Annotated in this window: 18 protein-coding genes; 10 read left to right on the top strand and 8 right to left on the bottom strand. The window is 65.2% G+C overall.

The window, feature by feature from the left end:
- Positions 1-279: 279 nt before the first annotated feature.
- Both prmC and htpG read right to left on the bottom strand, forming a co-directional pair.
- Complete coding sequence (prmC, locus tag BN69_RS04170) at positions 280-1,179, bottom strand: peptide chain release factor N(5)-glutamine methyltransferase (RefSeq protein WP_014890303.1); 900 nt, start codon at positions 1,177-1,179, stop codon at positions 280-282.
- 2 nt (positions 1,180-1,181) lie between these two features.
- On the bottom strand, positions 1,182-3,203 hold the full coding sequence (gene htpG / locus BN69_RS04165; RefSeq protein ID WP_014890302.1) for a molecular chaperone HtpG: 2,022 nt from the start codon (positions 3,201-3,203) through the stop codon (positions 1,182-1,184).
- A 372-nt stretch (positions 3,204-3,575) separates the two neighbouring features.
- Here htpG and BN69_RS04160 point away from each other — a divergent pair, with 372 nt between their 5' ends.
- On the top strand, positions 3,576-3,983 hold the full coding sequence (locus tag BN69_RS04160) for a DUF2794 domain-containing protein (protein ID WP_014890301.1): 408 nt from the start codon (positions 3,576-3,578) through the stop codon (positions 3,981-3,983).
- Positions 3,984-4,017: 34 nt separating this feature from the next.
- Here the strand turns inward: BN69_RS04160 and BN69_RS04155 are convergent, their stop codons facing one another.
- Positions 4,018-5,265, bottom strand: coding sequence for an NAD(P)/FAD-dependent oxidoreductase (locus BN69_RS04155; RefSeq protein WP_041927147.1), 1,248 nt, complete (start codon positions 5,263-5,265; stop codon positions 4,018-4,020).
- Positions 5,266-5,447: 182 nt separating this feature from the next.
- Positions 5,448-6,416 (bottom strand): phosphodiester glycosidase family protein, encoded by a 969-nt coding sequence (locus tag BN69_RS04150; protein WP_014890299.1) that lies wholly within the window; start codon positions 6,414-6,416, stop codon positions 5,448-5,450.
- Positions 6,417-6,627: 211 nt separating this feature from the next.
- Here BN69_RS04150 and purB point away from each other — a divergent pair, with 211 nt between their 5' ends.
- Entirely contained in the window at positions 6,628-7,968 is a 1,341-nt protein-coding gene (gene purB, locus BN69_RS04145; protein ID WP_014890298.1) for an adenylosuccinate lyase, read from the top strand.
- Here purB and BN69_RS04140 read toward each other — a convergent pair.
- Positions 7,922-8,404 carry a DUF2721 domain-containing protein gene (locus tag BN69_RS04140; RefSeq protein WP_014890297.1) on the bottom strand — a complete coding sequence of 161 codons (483 nt, stop codon included), beginning with the start codon at positions 8,402-8,404 and terminating at the stop codon, positions 7,922-7,924. The two genes, purB and BN69_RS04140, sit on opposite strands and share 47 nt — an antisense overlap.
- Before the next feature lie 71 nt (positions 8,405-8,475).
- Complete coding sequence (locus BN69_RS04135; RefSeq protein ID WP_014890296.1) at positions 8,476-9,630, bottom strand: AAA family ATPase; 1,155 nt, start codon at positions 9,628-9,630, stop codon at positions 8,476-8,478.
- A 90-nt stretch (positions 9,631-9,720) separates the two neighbouring features.
- Between BN69_RS04135 and ccmI the strand changes: the two genes are divergently transcribed.
- The 6 genes from ccmI (at position 9,721) to BN69_RS04105 (ending at position 15,735) form a co-directional block, all read left to right on the top strand.
- Positions 9,721-10,836, top strand: a complete 1,116-nt coding sequence (gene ccmI, locus BN69_RS04130) for a c-type cytochrome biogenesis protein CcmI (RefSeq protein WP_014890295.1) — start codon at positions 9,721-9,723, stop codon at positions 10,834-10,836.
- Between the two features lie 57 nt (positions 10,837-10,893).
- Positions 10,894-11,331: a cytochrome c maturation protein CcmE gene (gene ccmE, locus BN69_RS04125; protein ID WP_014890294.1), complete on the top strand. Its 438-nt coding sequence runs from the start codon at positions 10,894-10,896 to the stop codon at positions 11,329-11,331.
- 297 nt (positions 11,332-11,628) lie between these two features.
- On the top strand, positions 11,629-13,596 hold the full coding sequence (locus tag BN69_RS04120; RefSeq protein ID WP_014890293.1) for a heme lyase CcmF/NrfE family subunit: 1,968 nt from the start codon (positions 11,629-11,631) through the stop codon (positions 13,594-13,596).
- A 134-nt stretch (positions 13,597-13,730) separates the two neighbouring features.
- Positions 13,731-14,195: a cytochrome c-type biogenesis protein gene (locus tag BN69_RS04115; RefSeq protein ID WP_014890292.1), complete on the top strand. Its 465-nt coding sequence runs from the start codon at positions 13,731-13,733 to the stop codon at positions 14,193-14,195.
- A 90-nt stretch (positions 14,196-14,285) separates the two neighbouring features.
- Positions 14,286-14,537, top strand: coding sequence for a zinc-finger domain-containing protein (locus tag BN69_RS04110; protein WP_014890291.1), 252 nt, complete (start codon positions 14,286-14,288; stop codon positions 14,535-14,537).
- Positions 14,538-14,550: 13 nt separating this feature from the next.
- On the top strand, positions 14,551-15,735 hold the full coding sequence (locus BN69_RS04105; RefSeq protein ID WP_014890290.1) for an FAD-dependent monooxygenase: 1,185 nt from the start codon (positions 14,551-14,553) through the stop codon (positions 15,733-15,735).
- 97 nt (positions 15,736-15,832) lie between these two features.
- On the opposite strand, the gene BN69_RS04100 is transcribed toward BN69_RS04105, so the two are convergent.
- Positions 15,833-16,342 (bottom strand): carbonic anhydrase, encoded by a 510-nt coding sequence (locus BN69_RS04100; protein ID WP_014890289.1) that lies wholly within the window; start codon positions 16,340-16,342, stop codon positions 15,833-15,835.
- A gap of 444 nt (positions 16,343-16,786) precedes the next feature.
- On the opposite strand from BN69_RS04100, the gene BN69_RS04095 reads away from it, so the two are divergent.
- Complete coding sequence (locus BN69_RS04095; protein WP_014890288.1) at positions 16,787-17,410, top strand: transglutaminase-like cysteine peptidase; 624 nt, start codon at positions 16,787-16,789, stop codon at positions 17,408-17,410.
- A gap of 7 nt (positions 17,411-17,417) precedes the next feature.
- Here the strand turns inward: BN69_RS04095 and BN69_RS04090 are convergent, their stop codons facing one another.
- Positions 17,418-17,948 carry a gamma carbonic anhydrase family protein gene (locus BN69_RS04090; RefSeq protein WP_014890287.1) on the bottom strand — a complete coding sequence of 177 codons (531 nt, stop codon included), beginning with the start codon at positions 17,946-17,948 and terminating at the stop codon, positions 17,418-17,420.
- A gap of 212 nt (positions 17,949-18,160) precedes the next feature.
- Here BN69_RS04090 and BN69_RS04085 point away from each other — a divergent pair, with 212 nt between their 5' ends.
- Positions 18,161-19,879, top strand: coding sequence for a heparinase II/III family protein (locus BN69_RS04085; RefSeq protein ID WP_014890286.1), 1,719 nt, complete (start codon positions 18,161-18,163; stop codon positions 19,877-19,879).
- Positions 19,880-19,892 lie beyond the last annotated feature (13 nt).

The following is a 19,892-nucleotide window of genomic DNA, read 5'->3' as shown; positions in this document are numbered from 1 at the left end:
AACTGCTTGATGTCCAACGCGACTGCATGCCTGCCTAACGGACCACAACGCCCCCGACAATCGAAGTGGTCTTCACTCCGGCGCTATCATGTCGATTTCGACGTTGCTCCTGGCCGGTCGTTTCGGGCTGCCGTTCGCGAAGCGGCGCCAAAGCGTTTCGAGTTCACTCTCGAAGTCGGCGATCGGTTGGACCTGGGATGACTATAGTGGAGGGGGTGGCCCCCAACAAGGCCGAGCGCGGCGCGACGGGCCAAAAAAGGGGTTACTGTCGCCAATATGTCACGGCCTTGGCCGTTCAAGCCGCGCCGCGACGACCCTCTCGTGGCCGCCAATGTCGCGCGCCACGCGCTCGATTTTGAAGCCCTCGGCCTCCAGCAGCGCGGCGACGACGCCAGCTTGATCGAAGCCGACTTCGAACGCCACGACGGCGTCCTCGTCCATGAGCCGCGGCAGGTCGCCGATGATCTCCCGATACCGCTCGAGCCCGTCGGCGCCGCCGTCGAGCGCCAGCGCCGGATCATGGAGCCGCACCTCGGGATCGAGTCCAGCGATATCGTCCGTGCGCACATAGGGCGGATTGGACACGATGAGGTCGAAACGCGCCTGAAGCGCCTCCGCCCAGCGGCCGCGCACGACCGCCGCGCGGTCCGCCAGGCCGCATCGGGCGAAATTTGCGGCGGTGGCCGCGCAGGCGTCCTGCGAGAGATCGACGGCGACGGCGCGCGCGGCCGGAAGCTCGCTGAGCAGCGCGCAGGCGATCGCGCCCGAGCCGGCGCCGAGATCAAGTATCGAGAGCGGCGCGCCGCCCCGTTCCGCAACGAAGCGCAGCGCCGTCTCGACCAGCGTTTCCGTGTCGGGCCGTGGATCGAGCACTGACGGCGCGACGGCGAGGTCGAGCGTCCAGAATCCGCGCTCGCCAAGAATGCGCGACACTGGCTCACGGGCGGCCCGTCGCGCCGCGTAGCGGGAGAGGGCGCGCGCCTCCTCCTGAGAAAGCGGCGCGCGTGGCGTCATGGCGAGTTCGAGCCGCGTCAGTCCTGTGGCGGCGCGCAGCAGAGCGCGCGCGTCCTCCTGCGCGTCGTCGATCCCCCGCGCGCCGAGATAGTCCGCAACTGTCGCGATCGCCTGGGCGCGCGTCAGCGGATCGTTCGTTGCGGCCTTCCTCGCGCCCAGACTCATCTCTACCCCCGGCTGGCGAGAAGCGCCGTCAGCCTCTTTGCGAAAGCCGCTGCGTCGATCGGGTGCTCGCCGTCGGCGACGCGGGCGAGATCGAGCAGCAGAAACTGATCGTCGCGCGCCGCTTCGCGCCCCTTTGCGCGCAAGGCCGTCGCAAGCGCGACGATCGCTTCATGCCTCGGGTTGATCTCCAAAACCGGCTTTCCGAAGGCCTGTTGTCCATGTTCGGCCAGAAGGCGGGACAATTGGCGGTCAAATCCGGTATCGGGCGCCACCAGGCAAACGGCGCTGTCGGTCAGCCGCGTCGAGGCGCGCACGTCGTCGACATGATCCGCAAGCGTCTCCTTGAGGGCCGCAAGCAGGTCGGCGACGTCGGCCGGCGCCGGCGTCTCGGTCTTGGCGTCCTCGACCAGCGCGATCGAATCGATGTCGGCCTGGCCCTGCGTGACGGATTTGAATGGCTTGCCTTCATAGCCGAGCGCGCTCGTCACCCAGAAGGCGTCGACGGCGTCGTCGAGAAGCAGCACTTCGACGCCTCTCGCCCGGAAGCCTTCAAGCTGCGGGCTGGCGCGCAGCCGCTTCATGTCGTCGCCGACAAGATAATAGATCGCTGTCTGATTTTCCCTCAGATCGGCGACGTAATCCTTGAGCGTGCGGGTCTGTTCCTCGGACTTCGTCGAGGCGAAACGCGCAATTTCGAACAGAGCGTCGCGGCGGCTCGGATCTTCATGCAGCCCCTCCTTGATCACGGAGCCGAAGTTCTTCCACACATCCGCGAATTTTTCGGGCTCGGCGTCCGCGAGCTTTTTGAGTTCCTGCAGAATGCGCGTGGCGATGGCCTTGCCGATCGCGCCGGCGACCGGGCTTTTCTGCACCATCTCGCGCGAGACATTGAGCGGAATGTCGGCGCTGTCGACGACGATGCGCATGAACCGCAGCCAGGCGGGCAGCAGCTCCATGTCGCGCGAGATCAGCACGCGCCGCACATACAGCTTGGATTTGCTCTTTCGCGCCGGGTCGAAGAGATCGAACGGCCTCGCGCCGGGGACGAAGGCGAGCACCGTATATTCGGTGCGTCCTTCGGCGCGCCAGTGGGCGGTCAGCGCCGGCTCGTCGAGCTGCCCGGACAATTGCCGGTAAAAGTCGACATATTGCTCATGCGTTATGTCCGACTTCGGCTTCGTCCACAGGGCGACGCCTTCGGCGATCCGCCGCGGCTCTTCGCCCGGCGCCGCGATGAGATCGATCGGCGCGGCGATCGCGCCCGAATGTTCGCGCACGACGCTTTCGACCCGCCAGCCGTCAAGAAATTCATCGCTCTCGGCGTTGAGATGCAGCGTGACGCGGGCGCCGACGGCGGGCGCCTCTTCAAGCGGCAGAGCCGCGATCTGATAGGAGCCCTTTCCGTCTGAACTCCACAGCCAGGCCTGATCCTCGCCTGCCCGCCGCGTCGCGACCTCGACGCGACCGGCGACCATGAACGCCGAGTAGAAGCCGACGCCGAACTGGCCGATGAAGCCGGCGTCCTTCTCCTTGCCGAGTTTGTCGAGAAAGGCGCGGGTCCCCGAATTGGCGATGGTGCCGAGCGCGCCGATCAGCTCCTCGCGCGACATGCCGACGCCATTGTCGGCGATCGTCAGCGTGCGCTTCTCCTTGTCGAGTGAGATCGTGACCAGCGGCGCGGCGGCTTGCGCGGCGAGTTTTTCGTCGGAAAGCGCCTCGTAACGCAGCTTTTCGCAGGCGTCGGCGGCGTTCGAGACGAGTTCGCGCAGAAAGACGTCGCGCTCCGAATAGACGGAGTGCGTCATCAGCTCGAGCAGCCGCGCGACGTCGGCCTCAAAACCGAAATTGGCGGCGGTTTGCGGATCGGCGGCGGGAGCCGCGGCGGCGACGGATGCGGCGTCGTCGGTCATGTTCTCTCCGATGAAAAGAAAAAGAGAATGCCCGTCGCGATCGGCGCGACAGCGCATCTTGAGTTCGTCATTGTCGGGAATTTTGCAAGAGCCGCGGCGGCGGACCGCCGCCATGGGCGCCGCCTCGGGCCGCTAAAAGCGGACGAGGCGACTAGCTAAAGCTAGACGGGCCGGCGCGGGAGCGAAACTCCCGGCCGGCCCGACCATCGCCACGACCTCTAAATCTCGGAACCACACGCTTCGGGGGGCTGGGGGGCTGACGAAACCGAAAACGCGTGGCCCCGAGCTGTCGAGGCAATGAACTTCATTTTGGGCGGCGCGTTTGGCTGGCAAGGGGCGCCATGCCGGCGAAAGTATGATTCTTCCCAGCCAAATCTTATCAGCGCGCAAAGACACGAAGATTCTCGTCGTAAACCGGTCATTAAGTCTTGCCCGGCGCATCCTTGCGGGCCAACATGGTTAAGACAGATCGAGGAGAGCGGACGCATGGCGGAGTCGGAGACGACGGAGCCCAGCCGGGTTCGACCCGCGCTCGTCGTCGTGAACGGCGCTTCGCCGGACGCGGCGTCGGGCGCTCGGGGAGACAAGCGCGCGCCGGTCTCGTTCAGCCGCCTGGAGCTCAACGTCATCTTCAATCTTTACGGCGCGAAAGTCGCGCAGGGGGAATGGCGCGACTACGCCATCGACTTCACGCCGGCGAAGGCCGTGTTCTCGATTTTCCGGCGCGCGAGCGAGGCGCCGCTCTATCGAATCGAAAAGGACCCGGCGCTGGCGCGTCGGCAGGGCGCCTATTCGGTCATCGCGGCGACAGGACTCGTGCTCCGGCGCGGCCATGATCTGGCGCGCGTCGTGCGGGTTCTGGATCGCGCCTTAAGGCTCGTCGGCGCCGAATAGGCGCACAGCCTCTCACAAAGGCGTCGGCGCAAGATCAGAAGCGGTCGGCTCGATAGGGCGCGGGATCGATGAAGGGCTGTTCGCCCGTCATCATATCGGCGAGGAGCCGGCCGGAAACCGGCCCGAGCGTCAGCCCATGATGCGCATGGCCGAAATCGAACCACAGGCCGCGATGACGCGGCGCCGGACCGATGATCGGCAGCATGTCCGGCAGGCAGGGCCGGGCGCCGCGCCAGGGGTCGGGGTCCAGCCGCTCCGCCAGCGGAAACAATCGGCGGGCGGTCGGTTCGCAAACCTCGATCTGCACCGGCGTCGGCGGCGCGTCGCGGCGGGCGAATTCGGCCCCGCTCGTCAGCCTGACGCCGCGCCGCATCGGCGCCAAAAGATAACCGACGTCGGCGTCCAGGATCGGATGATTGAGCGTTGCGCCGTCCTTCGCCGCGTAATGCATGTGGTAGCCGCGCTTCCAGCCGAGCGGAATGCGATAGCCGAGCGGCCCATAAACAAAATCCGACCAGGGGCCGAGCGTCACGACCGCGGCGCCCGCGACGAGCGGCCCTGGCGCGGCCTCGACGCGCCAGCGCCCGTCCGGCTCCTGTGAAAGGCTGCGCGCGTCTCCGGCGAGCAATCGCCCGCCGCGCGAGACGAACAGATCTGCATAGGCTTTCGAGAGAGCGGCGGGATCGATGATCGCGGCGGTGTCAAGGTAATGGATGCCGCCCATGATCGGGGCGAGATCGGGCTCCAGCGAAGCGACTCCGGCGGCGTCGAGCGTGTCAATATGTAAGCCATAGGCGCGCAGCCGCTCGGCGTCGGCGAGGCCGGCGGCGAGAGTCTCTTTGCTGCGATGCAGCTTGATCCAGCCGGTCCTGCGCAGCAGTTCGCCGGCGCCTGCCTGCTGGATCAGCGCCTCATGCTCGCTCAGGCTGTGTTCGATCAGCGGGCGCCGCGCTTCGATGTTCCGCTGCACCCGCTCAGGCGCGCTCTCGCGCCAATAGCGCAACAGCCACGGCCCCACCGCCGGCAGGGCGGACAAATGATAATGCGCCTCGGGCAGGAGGTTCAGCGCATATTTGATGAGCTTCGCCGGGTCTCGCGGGAAAAGATAGGGAATGAGCGAGGAGCGTTCGATCAGTCCCGCGTTGCCGAAGCTCGTCTCCTGTCCTGGGGCGCCGGCACGATCGATGAGCGCGACCTCGCGGCCGCGCGCCTGCAGATGCAGCGCGGCGCTGACGCCGACGATTCCGGCGCCAAGAACGACGACATCGGTGGTCTGCTGCATGAGGCTCTCCGGAAAAGCCGAATACTGCGCGCTGGCGAGCGAACCCCGGCGCGGACATTTGTTCATCCGCAGCAATATTTCGGCCAGGGGGATGGCGTGCTCGAACAGACTTAGCGTTCTTTGTGCCTAGCCGGTTTCAACCAAGGCGCTTCGCGCGAGGCCACCTCGCCGATCGCTGCGGATCACGGAGGCGTTGCGGGGCGTATAGCTAGGACGACCGGTAGGCCCCACATGTCGCCGCCCGGAACGAGGGGCTGCAACAGCTGAATGTCGCGATCCTTGGCCTGCACCTCCATAGATCCACAATGACGGCGGCGAAAATCCCCGAGCGCGATCGCCTGACAGGAGACCGGGCCGCCGTCGAGATTGAGCGCGAGCTTCAGATCGAGCGGCGCCGCGCGCAGCAGCGCGGCGAGCTTTTCCAGAGTGAGCAGCGCATCTTCGCTCGTGCCGATGATTATGCGGTTGGCGCGGTCCTCGCCGAGGAAGGTGCGGTTCGCAAGCCATTGGGAGGGCGTGGCGCGGCTCGCCCCCGTTTCGTCGAGCAGTAAGGGATAGGAGACGAGCGCATTGTCGGCGCCGATGAAAGCGCTGCGCCAGTCCTTGTCCTTGAGGTCGAGGAGTCGGGCGGCGCCCGGCGTGACGACGAAAGCGCCATGGACGCCGACATAGTCGGTGGGGCCGAGATCGACGCCTTCGCTGCGAAAGGGCGTATCGGGCTCACCCTTCTGGCCGAAATAGCTGCCATTGATGACGAGCGTCGCGTGAAGATCGCGCATCCAATCATCGAGGTGGCGATTGCCGCTAGGATCGCTGTGAACCGAGAAGCGCCATAGCTTCGGATCGATGCGGGCGAGAAGGAGCCGATCCGCTTCCTTTCCCGCGACGAGAACCGGCATTTCGGCGGTCTCGAATCCTGGCGCCCGAGTCATCCAACGGATTTCGCCCGGCTCCGGCGTGAAATCATGCGCGAGAGCGTAGCGCACGCTCTGGGTAAGGCGAGAGTCGAGGGCGTTGACCGCGACCCAGATAGAGGCGCCCCGCCGCAGAATGGCGTTGAGGCCATAGCTGCCGTTTCGAAAATAGACGATGCCGAGCCCGGCGGCGATGGTGAGAACAACGAGAAGAATAGCTGCGAATATCTTGCGCATGTGCGCCTCCTATGCGTGCTTCATCTTCGAGCTTTGCGGCTTTTTCGGCGCCTAATTTCCTGCACTCATGTCTTTGCAACTCATTTATTAAAAAGACGGGAAGGACACGAAGAGATCCAGTCCCTTCACTCCGCTCGTGGAAGGGCCTAAACGATCCTCTTCCCGCAGCCTCTGCTGCGCCGAGAACTTTTCCAAAAGGACGCTTACGCCGATGATCCCCCGCTATTCCAGACCCGAGATGACCGTCATTTGGGAGCCGCAGACCAGGTTTCGCATCTGGTTCGAGATCGAGGCCTACGCCTGCGACGCGCTCGCCGAGATCGGCGTCATCCCGAGGGAGAGCGCCAAGGCGATCTGGGACAAAGCGGATTTCGTCACCTTCGACGTCGCGCGCATCGACGAGATCGAACGGGTGACAAAGCATGACGTGATCGCCTTTTTGACCCATCTCGCCGAATTCATCGGCGCCGAGTCGCGCTTCGTGCATCAGGGCATGACGTCTTCCGACGTGCTCGACACCTGTCTCGCCGTGCAATTGTCGCGCGCCGCGGATCTCCTGATCGCCGACGTCGACGCGCTGCTCGCGGCGCTCAAGACCCGCGCCTATGAGCATAAATACACGCCCACCATCGGCCGCTCGCACGGCATTCACGCCGAGCCGACGACCTTCGGGCTGAAACTGGCCCAGGCTTACGCCGAATTCACTCGCGCGCGCGAACGGCTGGTCCAGGCGCGCCGGGAAATTTCGACCTGCGCGATCTCGGGCGCGGTCGGCACTTTCGCCAATATCGATCCGCGCGTCGAAGACTATGTGGCGCATAAGATGGGGCTGACGCCCGAGCCGATCTCGACGCAAATCATTCCGCGCGACCGCCATGCGGCGTATTTTGCGACGCTCGCCGTCGTGGCGTCGTCGGTCGAACGGCTCGCCATCGAAATCCGCCATCTCCAGCGCACCGAAGTGCTTGAGGCGGAGGAGTATTTTTCGGCGGGCCAGAAGGGCTCGTCCGCCATGCCGCATAAGCGCAATCCGGTGCTGACCGAAAATCTGACCGGCCTTGCGCGCCTCGTGCGCGGCATGGCCATCCCCGCGATGGAAAACGTCGCGCTGTGGCACGAGCGCGATATTTCGCATTCTTCCGTCGAGCGCATGATCGGTCCCGATGCGACGGTGACGTTGGACTTCGCGCTGGCGCGCCTGACGGGCGTGATCGACAATCTCGTCGTCTATCCGGAAAACATGCGCAAGAATTTAGAAAAGCTCGGCGGCCTCATCCATTCGCAGCGCGTGCTTCTGGCGTTGACTCAGAAAGGCGTGTCGCGCGAAGACGCCTATGCGACGGTGCAACGGAACGCCATGCCGGTCTGGCATAGGGCGTTCGAAGGACGCCCGTCGCAAGAAAATTTGGAGGGCGATTTCCGCGCGCTGCTCGGGCAGGACAAGGACGTAAGCGCGAAACTATCGCCGGCGGAATTGGACGCGCTGTTCGACCTCTCGTACCACTTCAAACATGTGGATACGATTTTCGCGCGGGTGTTTGGGGCGGCTTAGCGCCGATGCCGATCTCCAGATATCCAAGCTGCAATTCTCTCGCGAAGGCGATCAGCGCGGCGGTGAAGAGCGCCATCGCCACAGCGAACAGCAATCCCGCGCCATACTCGTGGCGCATATGCAGGTAGGCCGCCCCGAAGCTGACGATGACGAGAACGCTCGTCACGATGCAGCTCGCCACGCCCCAGTAAATGGCGTAATGCATCAGCATGCCGCGCTGTTTGAGGATCGGCAGTTCTGCTTTCAGATGAGCGTGCGCCTCTTTATCGTCGCCCCCCTGAGCGATGATTCTCGAACGATCGACGATGCGGTCCAATCGCGAAACGAGGACGGACAAGAGCTGCGCTTCCGCTGCGAGCAGAAATGCGGGGCCGGTGACCTGCGAGATCACATTGGAAAGCTGTTCGATCGAGGGCGGGTCAAAGATAAAGATCATGACGGTCTCGGAACGTTTAGTCTTGCATGCGGGTCCAGCCAAGTTCAATCCGGCGGCGCGCCAGTCAAGCGCTACCGTGACGGCCAGCGCCATTTTGGCGACTCATGCTCCGGCGCGAGCGTCTCGCCCAGACGCTTCTCCAGCGCGATTTCGACGCAACAATCGTCTTTTCTCAGTTCCGAGACCAGTAGGGCCGAGTGCGACACGACGAACAGCTGCGTCTCGTTGGAGACCCTGCGCATGAGCCGCGCCAGCGCGCCAATGAGATTGGGATGGAGGCTCGCTTCAGGTTCGTTGAACACCATCAGCGGCGGCGGGCGCGGCGTCAGCAGCGCCGCGACGAGCAGCAGATAGCGCAGCGTGCCTTCCGAGAGCTCCGCGGCGTGTAGCGGCCGGAGCAAACCGTGCTGGCGCATCAGCGTCTCGACGTAACCGTCCGACGCCGAAATATCGATCGTGCTGGATGGAAAGGCGTCGTCGATCGTCCCTGCCAGGCCGTCCGCGTCGCCAATTTCCAGAATGGTTGCGAGCGCCGCCGCGAGGTCTGCGCCGTCGTCAGCGAGCGCGGGGGTGAAGGTGCCGATCTGCGGGCGTCGGGCCGGGGCCTCGCGGTCGGCGCGCAAATTGTCATAGAAGCGCCAGCGCCGCACCGTCTCGCGCAAGATCGAGAGATCATGGGCGTCGCGCAGGTCGGCGCAGTGCGTCATCATGCTGTCGACGCCGGCGAGCGAAGCCGCGGCCTGCCGCCATTCGCCACTTTCCGCGCGAATGCGGACGCTCGGTCCGCGTCGCTCGGCGAAAAGATTAGCAAGGCCGAGATGTTCTCCGGTCCATTGCGCCTCGAGCTTGATCTGCGGATCGAGCGGGAAGGCCTTCGTCGCATTGGAAGTTGGGCCGAGGTCGATCGCATAACCATTGGTTTTCGCGGCGAAGCCGAGCTTCAGCGCCTTTCGCGATTGGCGCGCCAACGGCTCTATCGGAGTCTCGCCCGCTTTCATGGCGCGGGAGAATTTCTCGGGCCCAGCCCAAAGCGTCGAATTTAGTCCGCCCTCCCGGGCGAGGGACTGGATGATGCGCCCCTGCGCGACATCGGCGAGAAGTCGCAGCGCGCGGTACAGGCTGGACTTGCCGGCGCCATTGGCGCCAGTCACGATCGTGAGGCGCCCCGGCGCAAGGACCAGATCGCGAATGGATCGATAGCCGGAAATCGCGAGCCGCGTGATCACACCGCCTCCCTGGCGGCAATATCGATGGACGGGCGCGAACGGGCAATGGCCGCCCTTCCAATAGGGAGCGCAAAGCCTTAAAGAGCGGGCATGATCTGGCTTATCTTCGCCTTGCTGACCGGCGCCGCGGTGATGGCGGTGCTGGCGCCGCTCGCCATGCGCAACGGGGCGCAGGATGACAGCGCCGCCGACGTCGCCTTCTTCGAGGAGCAGATCGCCGAAATCGAGCGCGAGCGCGAGGAAGGCCGTCTCGACGCGGCGGACGCGGGAGCCGCGAAGACCGAGGCGGCGCGTCGACTGTTGCGCGCGGAAGCCGCGCCAAAGGCGCGGGTCGTCGGCTCGCGCAAACGCGCGTTCGCCGCGGCGCTCGCGGCCATCGTGGTCATCCCCGCCGTCGCGCTGACGCTTTATGCGCGGCTTGGCCATTCCGACATGCCGGACATGCCGCTGACGGCCCGGCTCGACTCTGCGCCGGACCGCAATGACCTCTCCGGCGCCGTCGCGCGCATCGAACAGCATTTGCGCGCGCATCCAGAAGACGGCCGCGGCTTCGAAGTCATCGCGCCATATTTGCTGCGCACGGGGCGCGGCGAAGACGCCGTCCACGCCTATTCGGAAGCGCTGCGACTTTTGGGCGCAACCGCAACGCGGCATGCGGCGCTCGGAGAAGCGCGCGTCGTCGTCGCCCAAGGCGTGGTGACGCCGCAAGCCAAGAAGGATTTCGAGGCGGCGCTCGCGCTCGACCCGGCGGCGCCGGAGGCGCAGTATTATCTTGGACTCGCCGCGGCGCAGGCCGGCGAGAAGGACAAGGCGATCGCAATCTTTTCCAAGATGGCCGCTGACGCGCCGGCCGACGCCGCTTATCTGAAGGCCGTCAACGCCCAGCTCGCCATTTTGCGCGGCGAGGCGAATCCGCCGGTCGTCGCGCGCGGGCCGTCCAGCGAGCAAGGCAAAGCGATCGCGGCGATGCCCGCCGATCAGCGTCAGGCGATGATCCGCGGCATGGTGGATCGCCTCGCCTCGCGGCTCGAATCCAAGGGCGACGACGTCGAGGGATGGCTAAAGCTGATTCGCGCCTATAGCGTCCTCGCCGAGACCGAAAAGGCCAAAAAGGCCGTGACCGAGGCGCGCAAGGCGCTCGCCAGCAAGCAAGATGACGTCGCCCGCATCGAGGCGCTGGCGAAGGAGCTGAATATCGGAGGCTAGACGTATCGCCTCTTCGCGAGAGCGGCCTGACGTGGCCGCATGGGAGCGCTCTGAATAATGACGCGTAAGGGAAAGCGGCTGACGTTGATTGCCGGCGCGATGGCGATGCTCAGCCTCGCCGCCGGGCTTATGCTGTTCGCGCTGCGCGACAATATCGTGTTCTTCTACACGCCGTCGGAGCTTGCGAAGAAGCAGACGGCGGCCGGCGCGCGGCTGCGCATCGGCGGGCTGGTGAAGGAGGGCACGGTCGTTCGAAACGGACAGGACGTGAATTTCACCGTCACGGATAAGACCAGCGATCTTGCGGTGACCTATACAGGCCTGCTGCCGGACCTTTTTCGCGAAGGGCAGGGCGTCGTCGTCGACGGCGTGCTGCAGCCCTCCGGCGCCTTTCGGGCCGACAGCGTGCTGGCCAAGCACGACGAACGCTACATGCCGCGCGACGTCGCCGACGCCTTGAAGAAGCAGGGCGTCTGGCAGGGAGAGGCGAAGTGATGGGCGACTTCATGGCAGGGCGTGTAAGGAACGAGCAATCCAGCGTAACGAGAAACGCCGCTTCGGTCCCAATGAGGCACCAAGGTTTCCTCATTCTGAGGAGCGAGCGAAGCTCGCGTCTCGAAGGACGAGGAAACCGCTCTTACCAGATTGCGCGACGCCCTCGCGCTTCGAGACGCGCCTCGATCTCGGGCGTGCCCGAGATCGACGTCAAAATGCGCAAGTCGGGTAAACCCGACTTGCGGGCGCTCCTCAGCATGAGGGCGACTTTATCGTTGCGCCCACACCGAGGTCCGCATGATCGTTGAGACCGGACATTACGCGCTCGTTCTGGCCCTCGCCCTGGCGCTGGCGCAATTCGCCATTCCTTTCATCGGCGCGCGGCTGAACGACGCCGCGTTGATGCGCGTCGCGCGCCCGGCGGCGATCACGCAATTCCTGTTCGTCGCGCTCGCCTATGGCGCGCTGACCTACGCCCATGTCGTTTCCGACTTCTCGCTCGTCAACGTCATCGAGAATTCGCATTCGCTGAAGCCCTTCATCTATAAAATCTCCGGCGTCTGGGGGAACCACGAAGGCTCGATGCTGCTGTGGGTGCTGGTGCTCTCGCTCTGCGGCGCGCTGATCGCGGTGTTCTCGAACGCCATGCCCGACAGGCTGCGCGCCGACGCGCTCGCCGTGCAGGGTCTGCTCGGCGCGGCGTTTCTTCTGTTCATTCTGCTCACCTCGAATCCGTTCGCGCGCGTCGCGCCGGCGCCGTGGGAGGGTCGCGACCTCAACCCGATCCTGCAGGACCCCGGCCTCGCGATCCATCCGCCGCTGCTCTATCTCGGCTATGTCGGCTTTTCGATCGTGTTCTCCTTCGCCGCCGCTGCGCTCATCGGCGGGCGCATCGACGCGGGCTGGGCGCGCGTCATCCGCCCCTGGACGCTCTTCGCCTGGATCGCGCTGACGCTCGGGATCGCCATGGGGTCGTACTGGGCCTATTACACGCTCGGCTGGGGCGGCTTCTGGTTCTGGGACCCGGTCGAGAACGCGTCGCTGATGCCCTGGATCGCCGGGACGGCGCTGGTGCACAGCGCCGCCGTGATGGAAAAGCGCGAGGCGTTGAAGGTCTGGACGATCTTCCTCGCGATCCTCGCCTTTTCGCTCTCTCTCCTCGGCACCTTCCTGGTGCGCTCGGGCGTGCTCACCTCGGTGCACGCCTTCGCGAGCGATCCCGACCGCGGCGTGTTCATCCTCGCCATTCTCGTGTTCTTTATCGGCGGCGCGCTTGCGCTCTTCGCGCTGCGGGCCAGCGCGCTGCCTGTCGGCGGTCTGTTTGCGCCGATCTCGCGCGAAGGCGCGCTCGTCCTCAACAATCTGCTGCTGTCAGCCTGCTGCGCCACCGTCGTCGTCGGCACGCTCTATCCGCTGGCGCTCGAAGCGATCACCGGCGAGAAGATTTCCGTCGGCGCGCCTTTCTTCAACACGGTGCTGATCCCGATTGCGCTGCCGCTCGCTCTGCTGATGCCGATCGGCCAGATGCTGTCCTGGAAGCGCGGCGATCTTACCGCCGCTCTGCAGCGGCTGCGCATCGCCTTTATCGTCGGCGTTTTGGCGACGGCGGCTTTCGGCGCCTGGTACGGAACGCCCTTCCTCTCCATCGCCGCCGCCGGCATCGCGGTCTATCTCGTCGTCGGCGCCTTGAGCGATCTTGTTTTGCGCGCGCGAGGGGGCGGGGGGCGCGCAAGCTTCAAGCGCTTCGCCGGCCTGCCGCTCTCCGCTTTCGGCACGTCGATCGCGCACGCCGGCATGGGGCTGACGCTTCTCGGCCTCGCCGCGACCGGCTGGGGCGTCGAAACGATCGTGGCGATGAAGCCTTCGAGCTTCTATGACGTCGGTCCTTACCAGATCGGCATTGACTCCGTTTCGCCGCGCCAGGGGCCGAATTATTCGGAAGTCTACGCCGTGATGGCGGTGCGCAAGGACGGCGCGACGCTCGCGACGATCGAGCCGGCGAAGCGCTTCTATCAGGCGCGGCGCATGGCGCGTTCGGAGGCAGGAATCGTGACGCTGGGCCTCGGGCAGGTTTATGCGGCGATCGGCGAGTCGCATGAGGATGGAACGATCGACGCGCGGCTTTACTGGAAGCCGCTCGTCACGCTGATCTGGATCGGGGCGCTCATCATGGCCTTCGGCGGCGCGCTGTCGCTCGCCGACCGGCGATTGCGCATCGGCGTCGCCCGCCGCGCCGCCGCGCCAGCCATGGAGCCCGCGGAATGAGCGTCGAAGCCCCCTCCCTGTCCCTCTCCCGCTGTCGCGGGAGAGGGGACCCTAACGATCGGCATTTGTCGGATGGCGAGAAATCGCCGAATCCTGCTCCCTCTCCCGCGAAGCGGGGGAGGGTTGGGGCGGGGGTGTTCATCGCGCTCGTTCTTTTCCCCTTGACCGCCCACGCCGTCACGCCCGGCGAAAGGCTCGCCGATCCGGCGCTTGAAGCCCGCGCCCGGGCGATCACGACTGAGCTGCGCTGCCTCGTCTGCCAGAACCAGTCGATCGATGATTCCGACGCCTCGCTCGCCAAGGATTTGCGCGTGCTCGTGCGCGAGAAGCTCAAGGAGGGGATGAGCGACGCGCAGGTGCGCGAATACATTCATGCGCGCTATGGCGACTTCGTGCTGCTGCGCCCGCCGGTGAAACCCGAGACGGCGCTGCTTTGGGCCGCGCCGCTGATCGCGCTGCTCGCCGGCGCCGCCGCCATCTGGATGGCGGCGCGGCGACGGGCGAGCATCGTCGCCGCGCCCGCCAAGGCGCTCAGTGAAGAAGAGCGCGCGCGACTGAAAACTCTGGGCGTCTCGGACTTGGAACGGCCCAAGAGCTAAACCCCCAAGAGCTAAAACCCTATCCAAGGCGCTCGCGCTGCACTATAGGGGCGGGAGTCCCGCCGCCCGGCGCCTCTCAAGGAGCGGATCATGGCCCAGCATTACACGCCCCATTTCCACAATCAGCCCGGCGTCGCGCAGATCAGGATCGGGGCCAAGGAATTCATGTGCATCGGGGCGCTCCCGCCCTTCGACCATCCGCACGTCTATCTCGATATGGGCGCGGGGTCGGAGGCGATCTGCCCCTATTGCTCGACGCATTACGTCTACGACGCGGCGCTGCGCGGCGGCGCCGACCCCGCCGAATGCGTCTATCGCATCTCTGAAGACACCGCCGCCTGATCGAAGATCGCGGGTGAACGCGCCGATCGTCATCGCCGGCGCTGGCGTTGGCGGCCTCGCCGCGGCGCTGTCGCTGGCGCGCGCCGGCAAGCGCGCGCTGGTCCTCGAGCGCGCCGCTCGGATCGAAGAGGTCGGCGCGGGACTGCAGATCGCGCCGAACGCCGGGCGCATCCTCGCCAGGCTCGGGCTCGAGCCGGCGCTCGCCGCCGTCGCTCTGGAGCCCGAGGCGATCAACATCCGCCGCGGGCGGGACGGCGCCGTTCTGGCGCGCCTTGATCTTTCCGCCGCAAGGATCCGCTGGGGCGCGCCGTTCCGGCTTTTCCACCGCGCCGACCTGCAGGGCGCGCTGCTGCAGGCGGCGCTGGACAATCCGCAGACTCATGTCCGCGCCGGCGCCCGCGTCGGCGATTTCGAAGCGACCGCCCGAGGCGTTCGGATTCGCGTGCACACCCCGGACGGCGTCGAGGAAATCCAGGCGGCGGGCCTGATCGGCGCCGACGGCGTGCGCTCGAGCGTGCGCGGCCATCTCGTTCCGTCCGAGCGCGACGCGCCCGCTTATTCCGGCTGCGTCGCCTGGCGCGCGACGCTGCCCGCCGACCGCGTTCCGGCGGCGCTGCGCGCGCGCGCGTCCAATCTCTGGCTGCTGCCGGGCGCGCATGTCGTGCACTATCCGCTGCGCGACGCATCGCTGATCAACGTCGTCGTCATCATCGAAGAGCCGCCGCAGGCGGAGGACGCCGCGTCAAGCCTGTCGATTGAGGGCGCGGCGCTCGCGCGCCGGCTCGCGCCGCGTAGACTCGCGGCAGATCTGCGCGACTTGATCGAAGCCGGCGACTCCTGGCGGCATTGGCCGCTGTTCGCGCGGCCGGCCCTGGAACGCTGGACGCGAGGTCCGGTGACGCTCCTCGGCGACGCCGCGCATCCGATGGTCCCCTTTCTGGCGCAGGGCGCGGCGCAGGCGATCGAGGACGCCGACGCCTTGGGCGAAGCCTTCATGCGACTGGGCGCGACGGTTGAGGCCGCCTTCGCCGCCTATGAGGACGCGAGGCTTCCCCGCGCCGAGCGCGTTGTGCGCGCTTCGCGCCGGCAGGGCGGCTATTTCCATATGGGCGGACTGCCGGCGGCCGCGCGCAATCTAGCGATCCGCGCCCTCGGCGGCGGCGGCATGCTGGCGCGCAACGCCTGGCTTTACCGTTAGCGCGCCTTCACGCCTGGGTCTCCTTCGAGGACTTCAGCACAAATATCTGAGTGTCGATGAAGAACCGCGACTAGATCGAGGGCTGGAATTCGTCCTCTCACGAGAGGGCCTGCAAATTCATAGTATCGCCGGGGAACGTCAATTCCAGCAAGCGCCATTCGACTTCCAAGTTAGGACAAAATCCCTTTATAAGCGCCTCCAGTTTTGTGGCCTGATCTCTATGGACATCATGTTCCACTTGTAGATCTGGATTGTCAGGCAACAGCTTGAACATTTTGTAAGCACCACAGTCTCTGTGCCCTAAAACTAACACCTTCTTTATGTTATGCAGACTCTTTGAAAGAGCCAGATGATCTATAAAAAATTGCTTCCAGTGAGGCTTAGGGTCGGCAGGGAACTCAACGACGGGACCAAGTTCCGCTCCAGCGAGAATGACGTGGTCGAACTTACCCCTCAGACCAGCACAATCGATGTAGTCCATAATTTTCTGGAAGAAACGGAAATCAATGCAGGTCAGGAGTAGCACTTCCGCCTCTTCACTTTCTTTGTTTAAGTTCAGAGACATGAGCAAATCATGAAAGTCTTGAGTTCGGGGCTCATGGCACATTTTAAGCCTCCTCGACGATAATGCTGATGAAATCCAGAAGAGTAATCCGAAATATGCCCAAGGCAAGGGTCGAAGTAGGAGGAGTGCGTAAACCTCTGTGACGAATTTGCGCTTCCACGAAGGCGCGCCGTCACACGCGCTAAAAAATTTTTCGCGCCGAGCGGGCGCATTAACCGCCAGAACGGTCGCACATTAACTGGCGTTGCTCGAAGCTTAAGTGTGGTTGGCCGGAAGGGTCGGAAACGACACGCCTGGCAGGAAAAAAATTGCTGCAGTTCAGTGCGATAGGAGATTGCTTCAAATTTTATGCATTCCCATAAGATGAAATTATACTTACCGACGATGCAGGAAAATCTGAACGCATTCGCGTAAAATCCGACAGAAATACTTTTCAGGACCGCAAAACAAGAAAACTAACCTCGCCTCATGTCACGGAGGCGGGTTATGTTGGGCATCGTTAGCAAGGCGGTTGTGGCTCTCGGGATGGCGTGCGCGGCGCTTGTCGCCGTCAATGCAAAAAGTTTCGCCGGACCCGAAACCGCGACCTTCGCCACGCTTGGCCCGGAAACCAGCGTGCCTTACGGCTGGGTGGACTTCTGCCAGCGCTACCGGGGCGAATGCCAGAACGAGGAAACCGCGCCGCAGGAGGTCGAACTCACCGCCGCCGTTTACCGCAAGATCGCGCGCATCAACGCCTGGGTGAATGGGAATATCGACCCGATCGCCGACGCCGATCACTGGGGCGCGGTCGATCAGTGGGATTATCCCAGCGACGGGAAGGGCGACTGCGAGGATTTCGCGCTTCTAAAGCGCCGCATGCTGATAGAGGAAGGCTTTCCCCGGCAGGCGCTGCTGCTCACGGTGGTGAAGGAGAAGAACGGCGACGGCCATTCCGTCCTGACGGTCAAGACCAACCGCGGCGAATTCGTGCTCGACAATCTTTCCAACGAGATGCGGCCCTGGACGCGCGCTCCCTATCGCTTCGTCAAGCGCCAGTCGCAGCAGAATCAGAACGCCTGGGTGGCGATTAGCCCGGCGACCAGCGCGCCGCTTTATGTGTCGCGGTAGGCTTAGCTCAGCCGATCAGCGTCAGCCCGCTGGCGTAGCGTTGGCCGTTCTCGACATAATGTTTCGCCGAGTCGAGATGACGCGCGCGCGCCGCTTCGTCGAGCGTGCGGATCGCCTTGGCGGGGGAGCCGACGATCAGCGAATAGTCCGGGAATTCCTTGCCTTCGGTGACCAGCGCATTGGCGCCGACGAGGCAGTTCGCGCCGATCTTCGCCCCGTTGAGGATTGTCGCGCCCATGCCGATCAACGTCGCTTCGCCGATGATGCAGCTATGCAGAATGACGCCATGGCCGATCGTGCAGTCCGGCCCGATGACGAGCGGAAAGCCCATGTCGGTGTGGAGGACGCTGTTTTCCTGGATATTGGTGCGGGCGCCGACCGTGATCCACTCATTGTCGCCGCGCAGCACGCAGCCGAACCAGACATTGGCGTCCTCCTCCAGCGCGACGCGGCCGATGATATGCGCGCCCGGAGCCACGAAGAACCGGCCGGGAGCTGGCAGGCGCGGCGCGATTCCGTCGATCGTGTAAAGCGGCATGGGCGAAGCCTCCTGAAAAAGAGGCGCGACATTGCCATTTTCCCCCTTTTGCATGCAATGGCGCAGCGCCGAAGCCGGCGCGATCTCATTCGGAAGTCACGGAAATATGGACTATAAGCGGAGGGCGGGGTTTGATATTGCCGGTTGGCGCGCCGCCGGTGGGGATCTATCGCGCGAGCGCCGCTGTCGGAGGACGCCCACTGAGCGCCATTATGTTGCGGGATCGGGTTCGGCTGGCCAGCGTTTCGGCGGCGCGGGCGGCGGGGGCCTTCGCGCGAGGTGCCGCCGCGCCCTATCACCTCATGAAGTCGATGGCGATCGCGCCGCCGGAGCGGCTGCGCATTGCGCCTCCCGACATCAGAACCACCGATTCGACCGTCGCCGACCAGATTTACGCCGGCTATTTCTCCTTCGACGGCAAAACCGTACAGGCGCGGGCCGTATCGCCTTTTCTGGTCACCGCGCCTTCCGAGTGCTGGCGGCGCTCCCTTGCAGGCTTCTCCTGGCTGCGGCATTTGCAGGCCTCGGACAACAGAGCGGCCCGGGCGACCGCGCAGGAGCTTGTCGCGGATTTTCTCTCGCTTCCTAAAATCCCTGCCGACGATCCGGCGATGGAGCCCGCCGTCGTGGCGCGGCGCCTCCTCTCATTTCTATCGCAGTCGCCGACGCTGCTCGACGGCGCCGACGCCGATTTTTATGACGCATTCATGTTGGCGCTCGCCCGCAACGCCCGGCTGTTGTGGCGGGCGCTGGCCGGCGATGGCGCGCGCGGCGCCGATCGCGCCTTCTGCGCCATCGCGCTGGCCGAATTCGCCGTTTGCGCGGACACCGGCCGCAAAATCGCCCCGCATGTGTCGCGCGCGCTCAGCGCGGAGCTCGACCGCCAGATCCTCATCGACGGCGGCCATGTCAGCCGCAATCCGCAGGTCGCGGTCGATCTGCTGCTCGATCTGTTGCCGCTGCGGCAGGTGATTGCGGCGCGGGGCCTGCAAACGCCGTCCGCCGTCCTGCGCGCCATCGACCGGATGATGCCGATGCTGCGGATGCTGCAGCATGGCGACGGCTCGCTGGCGTTGTTCAACGGCATGGGCGCGACGGCGCTGGACCGGCTGGCGAGCGCGCTTGCCCACGAGGACACGCGCGGCGCGCCGCCCGTCAACGCGCCTTACGCCGGCTATCAGCGGATGGAGGCGGGCGACGCGCTCGTCCTCGTCGACGCCGGCGGGCCGCCGCCATTCGAATTTTCCCTATCGGCCCACGCCGGCTGCCTGTCTTTTGAATATTCGCTTGGAATCGAGCGGGTCGTCGTCAATTGCGGCGCTCCCTCGGCGCCGCATCTGGACGCCCGTGAGCTGGCGCGCGCCACCGCCGCGCATTCGACGCTCGTCATCGGCGACCGCTCCAGCGCCCGCATCGCGCCGCAGAGCGCGCCGCGCCGGCGCGCCGGGCGGGTTCTCGGCGGCCCGCGCAACACTGAGGTTGAGCGCCGCCGTCTCGACGGCGAGACGACGCTCCTCTTGTCGCATGACGGCTATGCGCGCGATTTCGGCCTTGTCCATGAGCGCGAACTGACCCTTTCGTCCGATGGCGCCGTGCTCCTGGGCGTCGATCGGCTGATCGCTGCGGAGCGCGGCGGAAATCATGCGCAAGCGTGCGATTTCGCCCTGCGCTTTCACATTCATCCGCGCGTGCGCATTGCGCCGAACGCCGACGGCGCAATCGAACTCACGCTCGCCGATGGCGAAATCCTCATCTTTGAAACGCAAGATCGGACGCCCGAAATCGAAGACAGCATTTTCTTCGCCGCGCCCGGCGGCGCGCGCAAATGCGCCCAAATCATCGTGCGAGGGGCGGCGGCCGCCGGCGCCGAGATCGCTTGGAGCTTCCGGCGGCGCGCCGGCGCGCAGGTTTCTCCCGGCCGCAAGCTGTGATAAGCGCGGCGCC

Origin of the sequence: Methylocystis sp. SC2 (assembly GCF_000304315.1) — a bacterium.
Classification (GTDB): Bacteria; Pseudomonadota; Alphaproteobacteria; order Rhizobiales; family Beijerinckiaceae; genus Methylocystis.
Note: the sequence above shows the minus strand (reverse complement) of the source record. Positions and strands in the feature narration are given on the sequence as shown.